This window comes from Pseudomonas sp. HMWF006, from assembly GCF_003061205.1.
Lineage (GTDB): Bacteria > Pseudomonadota > Gammaproteobacteria > Pseudomonadales > Pseudomonadaceae > Aquipseudomonas > Aquipseudomonas monsensis.
On record NZ_QAIU01000124.1, the window covers coordinates 1 to 10308 of the forward strand.

11 protein-coding genes are annotated in these 10308 nt (G+C 60.7%); 6 read left to right on the forward strand and 5 right to left on the reverse strand.

Annotation, left to right across the window (positions count from 1 at the left end):
* The 4 genes from dgcB to DBR24_RS04725 form a co-directional block, all read right to left on the reverse strand.
* Positions 1 to 1901 (reverse strand): dimethylglycine demethylation protein DgcB (dgcB, locus tag DBR24_RS04710; protein WP_128614054.1); only part of this gene is annotated, 1901 nt, incomplete at its 3' end.
* A gap of 163 nt (positions 1902 to 2064) precedes the next feature.
* Entirely contained in the window at positions 2065 to 4125 is a 2061-nt protein-coding gene (dgcA, locus tag DBR24_RS04715) for a dimethylglycine demethylation protein DgcA (RefSeq protein ID WP_064589569.1), read from the reverse strand.
* Positions 4126 to 4140: 15 nt separating this feature from the next.
* Entirely contained in the window at positions 4141 to 4671 is a 531-nt protein-coding gene (locus DBR24_RS04720; protein WP_008083165.1) for a DUF5943 domain-containing protein, read from the reverse strand.
* Between the two features lie 105 nt (positions 4672 to 4776).
* Positions 4777 to 5754, reverse strand: coding sequence for a dipeptidase (locus tag DBR24_RS04725; protein ID WP_027610650.1), 978 nt, complete (start codon positions 5752 to 5754; stop codon positions 4777 to 4779).
* Between the two features lie 233 nt (positions 5755 to 5987).
* Here DBR24_RS04725 and DBR24_RS04735 point away from each other — a divergent pair, with 233 nt between their 5' ends.
* The 4 genes from DBR24_RS04735 to DBR24_RS04750 all read left to right on the forward strand — a co-directional run bounded on the left by DBR24_RS04735 (position 5988) and on the right by DBR24_RS04750 (position 7608).
* Positions 5988 to 6389: a lysozyme inhibitor LprI family protein gene (locus DBR24_RS04735; protein ID WP_128614056.1), complete on the forward strand. Its 402-nt coding sequence runs from the start codon at positions 5988 to 5990 to the stop codon at positions 6387 to 6389.
* A 211-nt stretch (positions 6390 to 6600) separates the two neighbouring features.
* Positions 6601 to 6855 (forward strand): type II toxin-antitoxin system RelE/ParE family toxin, encoded by a 255-nt coding sequence (locus DBR24_RS04740; RefSeq protein WP_128614057.1) that lies wholly within the window; start codon positions 6601 to 6603, stop codon positions 6853 to 6855.
* Positions 6839 to 7162 carry a helix-turn-helix domain-containing protein gene (locus DBR24_RS04745; RefSeq protein WP_128614058.1) on the forward strand — a complete coding sequence of 108 codons (324 nt, stop codon included), beginning with the start codon at positions 6839 to 6841 and terminating at the stop codon, positions 7160 to 7162. The genes DBR24_RS04740 and DBR24_RS04745 overlap by 17 nt, the downstream gene beginning before the upstream one ends.
* A gap of 29 nt (positions 7163 to 7191) precedes the next feature.
* Complete coding sequence (locus tag DBR24_RS04750) at positions 7192 to 7608, forward strand: DUF3010 family protein (protein ID WP_128614059.1); 417 nt, start codon at positions 7192 to 7194, stop codon at positions 7606 to 7608.
* Between the two features lie 139 nt (positions 7609 to 7747).
* On the opposite strand, the gene DBR24_RS04760 is transcribed toward DBR24_RS04750, so the two are convergent.
* Complete coding sequence (locus tag DBR24_RS04760; RefSeq protein WP_128614060.1) at positions 7748 to 8692, reverse strand: GlxA family transcriptional regulator; 945 nt, start codon at positions 8690 to 8692, stop codon at positions 7748 to 7750.
* Positions 8693 to 8899: 207 nt separating this feature from the next.
* Here DBR24_RS04760 and DBR24_RS04765 point away from each other — a divergent pair, with 207 nt between their 5' ends.
* Both DBR24_RS04765 and DBR24_RS04770 read left to right on the forward strand, forming a co-directional pair.
* Complete coding sequence (locus tag DBR24_RS04765) at positions 8900 to 9844, forward strand: choline ABC transporter substrate-binding protein (RefSeq protein WP_128614061.1); 945 nt, start codon at positions 8900 to 8902, stop codon at positions 9842 to 9844.
* Between the two features lie 112 nt (positions 9845 to 9956).
* The coding region (locus tag DBR24_RS04770; protein WP_177490441.1) for a 3-keto-5-aminohexanoate cleavage protein at positions 9957 to 10308 on the forward strand (352 nt) is incomplete at its 3' end.

Consider the following 10308-nt stretch of genomic DNA (forward strand, 5'->3'; position numbering starts at 1 on the left):
GGCGCGGCGTCTTCGAGCAGCGCGTCGGCCACCAGTTCGGCGATGTCCTTGATCAGCGGCCGTGGTTCGACCACGCCTTCGAGCATCGCCGTGCACTGTGGACAACCCACGGCTACCAGCTCGGCGCCGGTCTCGCGGATGTCTTCCATGCGCATGTCGGGAATCCGCTGCTTACCCGGAATGTCGGTGATCGGCGCGCCGCCACCACCGCCACAGCAGCGCGAGCGGAACCCGGAACGTTGCATCTCTTTGACCTCAATGCCGAGGGCGCGCAGCACTTCACGCGGCGCCTCGTATTCGCCGTTGTAGCGGCCGAGGTAGCACGGGTCGTGATAGGTCACGCTGTTGCCTTTGTGCTGACCGAGGTTCAGCGCGCCGGCCTGAATGATTTCCGCCATGTAGGTGCTGTGGTGCTGCACCAGGTAGTGGCCGTCGAACGCGCCGTACTCGTTTTTCAGCACGTGGAAGCTGTGCGGATCGCAAGTGACGATGCGGTTGAAGCTGTATTTGCCCAGGGTCTGGATGTTGCGTTTGGCGAGCAACTGGAAGGTCGCTTCATCGCCCAAACGGCGGGCCACGTCACCGCTGTCGCGCTCTTCCAGGCCGAGTACGGCGAAGTCGATCTTGGCCGCTTTCAGCACTTTGACGAATGCGCGCAAGGTGCGCTGGTTGCGCATGTCGAAGGCGCCGTCACCAACCCAGAACAGCACGTCGGTGGACTTCTTTTCGCTGAGCAGATTGAGGTTCAGGTCCGCCGCCCAGTTCATCCGTCCGCCCGGGGCAAAACCGCCGGGGTTGTCGGTGGCGATGAGGTTTTCGAGGACCTCGGCGCCCTTGTTCGGGGTCGCGCCTTTTTCCAGGGTCAGATGACGGCGCATGTCGACGATGGCGTCGACGTGCTCGATCATCATCGGGCATTCCTCGACGCAGGCGCGGCAGGTGGTGCACGACCACAGGGTTTCGGCATCGACCAGACCGTTGACGATCGGTTGATGTGGATTGCCGCTGTGTTCGCCGATCGGCTTGCCGGGATACGGGCTGCCGGCGAACTTCGCGTCAGTGCCGCCGGCGAGGCCGACGACCATGTCCTGAATCAGTTTCTTCGGGTTCAGCGGCTGGCCGGCAGCGAACGCCGGGCACGCCGCTTCGCACTTGCCGCACTGCACGCAGGCGTCAAAACCGAGCAACTGGTTCCAGGTGAAATCCTTGGGTTTTTCCACGCCCAGCGGCGCCGCTGGATCGTTGAGATCCAGCGGTTTCAAGCCCGTGGAACGGCCGCCGCCAAAGCGTTCGGCGCGACGGTGCCAGGCCAGATGCAGGGCACCGGCAAAGGCGTGCTTCATCGGCCCGCCCCAGGTCATGCCGAAGAACAATTCCGACACGCCCCACAGCACGCCAATCCCGAGAATCGCCGCCAGCAGCCAGCCGCCGAAGTTTTCCGGGAGGATCCCGGCCACCGGCAACGTCACCAGAAAGAACGAGACAGAGAACGCCAGCAGGCTTTTCGGCAGGCGCATCCACGGGCCTTTCGACAACCGCGCCGGCGGGTTGAGCCGACGCCGGTAAACGAAAATCGCACCGACGAACATCACCGCCGTCATCAGCAGCAGCGCGTAACCGAGGAGGCGGTTATGCAGGCCGAAACCGTGCACCAGAATCGCCAGCACGATCGACGCCACCGCACCGCCGGCCGTGGCGACGTGGGTGTTGGCGATGTATTTGTCCCGCGCCACCACGTGGTGCAGGTCGACCATGTAGCGCTTGGGCATGGCGAACAGGCCGCCAATCAGATCGACCTTCGAGGCTCGGCCCCGACGCCACATGGCCACCCGCCGCAACGCGCCCAGCACCGCAAGGGCGATGGCTGCGAACAACAGGATTGGAAGAAGGGTGTTCAACATAGGTGAAGCTCCCAAAGACCTCGGGTCTTGCAGGTCGAGATGCCTTACTCGGTCACTGTGGGAGCGAGCTTGCTCGCGAAGGCGGACTGACATTCAACATCGATGTCGACTGATCCACCGCTTTCGCGAGCAAGCTCGCTCCCACAGGGTTGTGTGCAAGCCTTTAGAAGTCTTTACACAGTCTGAGCGCGTCGTAGATGGCAGCATGGGTATTACGCTGCGCCACGCAGTCGCCGATGCGGAACAGCAAGTAGCCGTCACCGGTGGTGCTCAACGAAGGCTGCGGCTTGATCGCAAACAGCGCGTCAATGTCGATCTGGCCCTTGTTGCGCGAACCGTCCTTGAGCCCGTAATACAGCTCTTCGTCAGGACGCACGCCGTTTTCCACCACCACCTGATCGACCACCCGCTCCTCTTTGGCGCCGGTGTATTCGTTCTCCAGCACCGCCACCAGCTTGTCGCCTTCGCGGTAGACCTTCTCCAGCATCATGTCGCCGGTCATGATCACTTCTTTCGGGTACATGCTGCGGTAGTAAGTCGGGAACGACGTACCGCCGATGGCCACGCCCGGCTTGATGTCGTCGGTGACGATCTCGACCTGGCTGCCCTTGTCGGCGAGGAAGTCCGCCACCGACATCCCGGTGAATTCGCAAATGGTGTCGTAGACCAGCACGTTCTTGCCCGGCGCAACCTTGCCGTCGAGCACGTCCCAGCTGCTGACCACCAGCCCTTCGGCAGCGCCCCAGTGTTCGTTCTGCTCAAGGAACGGATGCCCGCCCACTGCCAGCACCACCACGTCCGGACGCAAGTCGAGAATGGTCGCCGCATCCGCAGCAGTGCCCAGGCGCAGGTCGACTTTCAGCCGCGCCAGCTCCAGCTGGAACCAGCGGGTGATGCCGGCGATCTGGTCTCGTTGCGGCGCTTTCGACGCGGTAGTGATCTGCCCGCCGATGAATTCTTTCTTCTCGAACAGGGTCACGTCGTGGCCACGTTCGGCCGCCACGCGTGCAGCTTCCATCCCGGCAGGGCCGGCACCAACCACCACGACTTTGCGTTTCGGCCCGGTGGATTTCTCGATGATGTGCGGCACGCCCATGTATTCGCGGGAGGTTGCGGCGTTCTGGATGCACAGCACATCCAGCCCCTGATACTGGCGGTCGATGCAGTAGTTGGCGCCGACGCACTGTTTGATCTGATCGACCTGCCCCATCTTGATCTTGGCGATCAAGTGCGGGTCGGCGATGTGCGCGCGCGTCATGCCGACCATGTCGACGTAACCGCCTTCAAGGATGCGCGTGGCCTGGTTCGGGTCCTTGATGTTCTGCGCGTGCAGCACCGGAGCCTTGACCACTTCCTTGATCCCGGCGGCCAGGTGCAGGAACGGCTCCGGTGGATAACTCATGTTGGGGATAACGTTGGCCAGGGTGTTGTGGGTGTCGCAACCCGAGCCGACCACGCCGATGAAGTCGATCATGCCGGTGTCATCGTAGTACTTGGCGATCTGCTTCATGTCCTCGTGGGACAAGCCGTCCGGGTGGAATTCATCACCGCACAGACGGATGCCGACGCAGAAATCGTCGCCGACTTCCTTGCGCACAGCCTTGAGCACTTCGAGGCCGAAACGCATGCGATTTTCGAAGCTGCCACCCCACTCGTCGGTACGCTTGTTGACGCGCGGGCTCCAGAACTGGTCGATCATGTGCTGGTGCACGGCGGACAGTTCGACACCGTCCAGACCACCGGCCTTGGCCCGTGCAGCGGCGGTGGCATAGTTGCCGATGACGCGCCAGATTTCTTCCGGCTCGATAGTCTTGCAGGTCGCGCGGTGTACCGGTTCACGGATGCCCGACGGCGACAACAGGGTCGGCCAGTGCTCACCGTCCCAGCGCGAGCGGCGGCCCATGTGGGTAATCTGGATCATGATCTTGGCGCCATGCTTGTGCATGGCGTCAGCCAGATTCTGGAAGTGCGGAATGATCCGGTCGTCCGCCAGGTTCACCGATTTCCACCAGCCTTGCGGGCTGTCGATGGCTACGCTGGAGGAACCGCCGCAGATCGCCAGGCCGATGCCGCCCTTGGCTTTCTCTTCGTAGTATTTGACGTAGCGGTCGGTGGTCATGCCGCCGTCGGTCGCGTAGACCTCGGCGTGCGCGGTACTGAGCACGCGGTTGCGGATGGTCAGTTTGCCGATCTGGATCGGCTGGAACATTGCTTCGAAAGCCATGGCGGGTTCCTCGACTTACAACGGCTTGACGGTGAACAGGCCGTCGTCGTGGCCTTCTTCGGAGCCACCGTAGACTTGCTCGGCAACCGTGCGAATCTTGCTGCCACGCGCCTCAAGAATCTGATCCATGGCCCCGGCAAACCAGCCGGTGAACATGTAGTCGACCTTGCGTCCGACCTTGCCGTAGACGTAGACGAACGCCGAGTGTTCGAGCTTGACGCTGGCGGTGCCTTTGTCGAGGTCGATGTCCTGAATCTTGAACAGGCCCCAGCCACGTTGCGACAGGCGCTTCATGTAGTGCTCGAACACCGCGACGCCTTCCAGGCCATGGCATTCAGCTTCTTTTTCACACCAGTGCCAGGCGGACTTGTAGCCGGCCTTGTAGAGGATTTCGGCATAGGCTTCGGCGCCCAGCACTTCCTCGATGCCCATGTGGTTGTTGACGAAAAAGTGGCGTGGCACGTACAGCATCGGCAGGGCGTCGGAGGTCCAGACACCGGTTTCGCTGTCGACTTCGATTGGCAATTGCGGGGCGATCTTGGCCATGGAAACTTAACTCCAGAAAAAATTAGATTCAGTGTTGGCCGCAGCCCTCACCCCAGCCCTCTCCCGCAGGAGAGGGGGCAGCTCGGCGGCGGTCTTGAGTAAGCGTTACTCGCCCCAGACGTCTTTGAGGACGTTGACCCAGTTTTCGCCCATGATCTTGCGCACCACGCGCTCGGAGTGGCCGCGCTTGAGCAGGGTTTCGGTCAGGTTCGGGAACTCGCCGACGGTGCGGATGCCCAGCGGGTTGATGATCTTGCCGAAGCTGGTCAGACGCCGGGCGTAGCCCTTGTCGTGGGTCAGGTATTCGAAGAAGTCCTGGCCGTGACCCTGGGTGAAGTCGGTGCCGATGCCGATGGCGTCTTCGCCGACGATGTTCATGGTGTATTCGATGGCTTCGGCGTAGTCGTCGATGGTCGAATCGATGCCCTTGGCGAGGAACGGCGCAAACATGGTCACACCGACGAAACCGCCGTGGTCGGCAATGAACTTCAGTTCTTCATCGGACTTGTTGCGCGGGTGCTCTTTCAGACCCGACGGCAGGCAGTGGGAATAGCAGACCGGTTTTTTCGATTCGAGGATGACTTCTTCAGAAGTCTTGGAACCGACGTGGGACAGGTCGCACATGACGCCGACGCGATTCATCTCGGCGACGATTTCGCGACCGAAGCCCGACAGGCCGCCGTCACGCTCGTAGCAACCGGTGCCCACCAGGTTCTGGGTGTTGTAGCACATCTGCACAATGCCGACGCCGAGCTGCTTGAACACCTCGACATAGCCGATCTGGTCTTCAAACGCATGGGCGTTCTGGAAGCCGAAGAGGATGCCGGTCTTGCCCTGCTCCTTGGCGCGACGGATGTCGGCGGTGGTGCGCACGGGCATCACCAGGTCGCTGTTTTCGCGGATCAGTTTCTGGCTGGCGGCAATATTGTTCACGGTCGCCTGAAAGCCTTCCCACACCGACACAGTGCAGTTGGCCGCCGTCAGACCGCCCTTGCGCATGTCTTCGAACAGCTCGCGGTTCCATTTGGCAATGATCAGACCGTCGATAACGATGCTGTCGGCGTGTAATTCGGCTGGGCTCATCAGGCGTCCCCTTATTGGCGATTCATGCGCCGAATCGTCTGCCGGCGCTTTGGGGCCAGCATATGCCTCGGTGCAGGGGCGACCGGGTGCAAAAACGACAGGGGAATTGCCGAAAGCGTCAATCCGCGACAAAGGGTCGCCGGACGCTCCGATCAGCTACCTGTTCAAGCCCGCCAGCTTGAGCCAGAATCTGGCGCATCTTGGAGACACCACTGGATTAGAGCGGCGACAACATGAAATCGATCTTCCTGGCCCTGGCCCTGATTGCGACCGGCGTACACGCCGCCGAAGAGACCGACAACAACCCGTGCGACGCGGTGGAAAACGACGTCCAGACCCTGGAATGCTCGGCCTACAGCCGCACCACCGCCGAAGACCTGCTCAAGGACAACTACGCCAGCCTCAACGAACGCATGCAGACGGCGTATGGCAAGAACCCGACGCAATTGGCGGACATTACCGCCAAGATCAAGACGGCTCAGCAGCAGTGGTTGAAGACGCGGGACGCGGATTGTGCGGTGGAAGCGTTTCCGGCTACGGCGGGGAGCAAGGCGTTCACGATTGCGCAGAATGATTGCGTGGCGCGGATGAGTGATGAACGGTCGGAGTTTTTGGAGTCGATTGGGCAGGAATAGTCCTCAAAATTTGAAGGAAAATTGGCACTGCTTTTTGCATTTGCCTCGTGAAACTCTCTTCTTACGGCACATGCCGACTTCGCCTACACCTATTGCGTGAAAGCTCCGATCTACGGGCCTTTCACGCAATATGCTGACAACAGTTCTTGATTGGTCGCCTTGAAAATATAAGTAAAGATTCGCGAATCTTATAAAAGACTTATATTCTTCCATGAACAGCATCCACTGGACACGAAAGGCCGTTAAGCAACTCTTGAAATTGCATTCTGTGCATCAGGTAAAGGTTCGGGATGCTGTTACGGCGCTTGCCGACATGCCTGATGTGGGCAATGTCAAAGCACTGATTGGCCATGACTACTCCTACCGCCTGCGTGTCGGCAATTATCGAGTGATGTTCGACTGGGACGGAGCAATCAAAGTGGTCAGTATTCAAGAGGTCATAAAACGCGATGAACGCATCTACTGACATCCAAATCATTAATGACGCCGAGGGCAAACCAGCCTTTGTGGTCATTCCGTACGCGCAGTACGTTGCGCAAAAAATGCAGCCCGACCTGATTCCCCATGAGGTTGTCAGTCGCATGGTCGACGGGGCAACACCGATCCGTGCCTGGCGCGAACACCTCAACCTGACTCAGGAAGAAGTCGCCAAACGCATGGGTATTTCGCAACCGGCGTTTGCCCAGCAGGAAACAGTCGCCAAGCCACGCAAGGCCACTCGCGAGAAAATTGCAGCGGCGTTCGGCATCACCGCCAATCAGCTTGAGCTGTAAGCTGCCCTCTTCACTTCAAGGAATTCCCCATGAACATCTGCGGCATCGAAATCAAAGGCAGCGAAGCGATCATCGCCGTGGCCGCTCTCGACGGTTCGAACCTGAGCCACGTTCCCCTCGCCACCAAGAAGATTGCCCTCGAAGACGATGACGAGGCGGCGAACGTGAAGCTCTTTGCGGCGCAGTTGGCGTCGTTTGTGCGGGAGAATTCGGTTGACCGGATTGCGATCAAGAAACGCAGCAAGAAGGGCGAGTTTGCCGGTGGGCCGACCACGTTCAAGATCGAGGGTGTGTTTCAACTGCTGGACGGGTGTGAAGTGACGCTGTTGTCGCCGCAGACGATCAACGCGCAGGCGAAGAAGCATAATTTCGAGCTGCCGGGGACGCTGAACAAGTATCAGCATGAGGCTTACAAAGCGGCGTGTTCGGCGCTGGTGAAGAAGTAACCTGTTCGCGCAAGCACAGTAAATCCATGTGGGAGCGAGCTTGCTCGCGAAGAGGGAGTGTCAGTCGACAGTTTTTTCGAATGATCTACCGCGTTCGCGAGCAAGCTCGCTCCCACAGGTTTATTTGCTGGTCTCAAGATCAGGCCTGGGCGGTACGCCGGTCTTCACGGGGGCAGCGCGCAAAGCGTGCGCGATAGCTGCGGGTGAAGTAGGACGGAGATTCAAACCCGCAGGCGATGCTGACTTCGAGCACGCTCATGTCGGTCTGGCGCAGTAGCTGCCGGGCCTTTTCCAGGCGCAGGCGCAGGTAGAAATTGCTCGGCGTGTCATTCAAGTGCAGCCGAAACAAACGCTCGAGCTGCCGCCGCGTCACCTTGATCGAATCCGCCAATTGCAGCGTGGTCAGTGGCGGCTCGCTGTGCTGCTCCATCTCACCAATCACCTGCACCAGTTTTTTGTTGCTGATCCCATAACGCGTAGCGACTTCCATGCGCTGGTGGTCTTTGCGCGGGCGGATCCGCCCCAATACGAACTGCTCGCTGACCTGAATCGCCAGTTGCGGGCCGTGGGCCTGGGCGATCAGATCGAGCATTAAGTCGATAGACGCGGTGCCGCCGGCCGAGGTGATGCGCCGGCGGTCAATCTCGAACAGTTCCTGGGTCACGCTGAGCTGTGGATAAGATTCCTTGAACGCGTCAATGGCCTCCCAGTGCAGGGTCAGGCGATGACCATCGAGCAAACCGGCCTCAGCGAGCACGAAGCTGCCGGTGTCGATCGCGCCGAGGGTCACGCCTTCGTTGTCCAGCCGTCGCAACCAGTGCTCGAGGGTGGGCGTGGCGAACTTCAGCGGTTCGAACCCGGCCACCACCAACAACGTCGCACCTTTCTTCAGCGGCTCCAGCGCCGCATCGGCGTTGACCGACATGCCATTGCTCGCCAGCACCGCCCCGCCATCAGCACTGAGCACGTGCCAGCGATACAGCTCGCCACGAAAGCGGTTGGCCACCCGCAGCGGTTCGATCGCAGAGATAAAGCCGATGGCGGAGAACCCCGGCATCAGCAAGAAATAGAAATCCTGGGACATGGGCGCACTCGATTCGCGGGTAACGAGAGGGAGGGGAGCGTGGATCGTTGATACGCCGATTGTCGTCAGCGTTCAAGCGCGCAGGTCGCTACAGTGCAAATGCCAGTCGCCGCAGTGCGTTTTTACGGGGGCGTAGCTGCGTAACTTGGCATCACCGGCGCATCAGACGCCGGGAACCACAATAAACGACCTGCCGAGGAACCCGACATGAAACGACTGATCAGCAGCTGTGTTCTTGCACTCAGCGGTACCGCTTTCTTGAGCGCCAGCGTCATGGCGGCCGAACCCGCCTCGTGCCAGAACGTGCGCATGGGTGTGGTCAACTGGACCGACGTGATCGCCACCAGTGCCATGACCCAGGTCCTGCTCGACGGCCTCGGCTACAGCACCAAACAAACCAGCGCCTCCCAGCAAATCATCTTCGCCGGGATCCGCGATCAGCGCCTGGACCTGTTCCTCGGCTACTGGAACCCGCTGATGACCCAGACCATCACCCCGTTCGTCGACGCCAATCAGGTCAAGGTTCTGCCGGCGCCGAGCCTGAAGGACGCCCGCGCCACCCTCGCCGTGCCGACCTATCTGGCCGACAAGGGCCTGAAAACCTTCGCCGACATCGCCAAATTCGAGAAAGAACTGGGTGGCAAGATCTACGGCATCGAACCGGGTTCGGGCGCCAACACGCAGATCAAGGCAATGATCGCCAAGAACCAGTTCGGTCTCGGCAAATTCCAGCTGGTCGAGTCCAGCGAAGCCGGGATGCTCGCCGCCGTTGACCGTGCCGTGCGCCGCAAGGAGGCCGTGGTGTTCTTCGGCTGGGCGCCGCACCCGATGAACGTCAACGTAAAAATGACTTACCTCTCCGGCAGCGACGACGCCCTCGGCCCGAACGAAGGCATGGCCACCGTCTGGACCGTCACCGCGCCGAAATACGCCGAACAATGCCCGAACGTCGGCCGTCTGCTGAGCAACCTGACGTTCACCGCCGAAGACGAGAGCCGGATGATGCAACCGCTGCTCGATCACAAAGACGCCTTCGAATCGGCCAGGCAGTGGCTCAAGGATCACCCGGAAGACAAGCAGCGCTGGCTCGACGGTGTGACCACCTTCGACGGCAAACCGGCTGCTGAAAACCTGCAACTGACCAGCAAATAACCCTCGATTGAACAGCCCCTCACCCTATCTCCGGGGAGAGGGGACTGACTGACGCTTCGCAGCCCGAAACAGGGCTGCGAACAGACCCATCACGCCTGAAGGAAACCGCACCATGAACCACGACGTCATCATCACCTGCGCACTCACCGGTGCTGGCGACACGACCGCCAAGAGCCCCCACGTGCCGGTCACCCCGAAACAGATCGCCGCTGCTGCCGTTGAAGCAGCCAAGGCCGGCGCCACCGTTGTGCACTGCCATGTGCGCGACCCGCAGACCGGCAAGTTCAGCCGTGACGTGGCGCTCTATCGCGAGGTGATGGAGCGCATCCGCGAAGCCGACGTCGACATCATCGTCAACCTCACCGCCGGCATGGGCGGCGACCTCGAAATCGGCGCGGGCGAGAACCCGATGGAGTTCGGTCCGAACACCGATCTGGTCGGCCCGCTGACCCGTCTGGCTCACG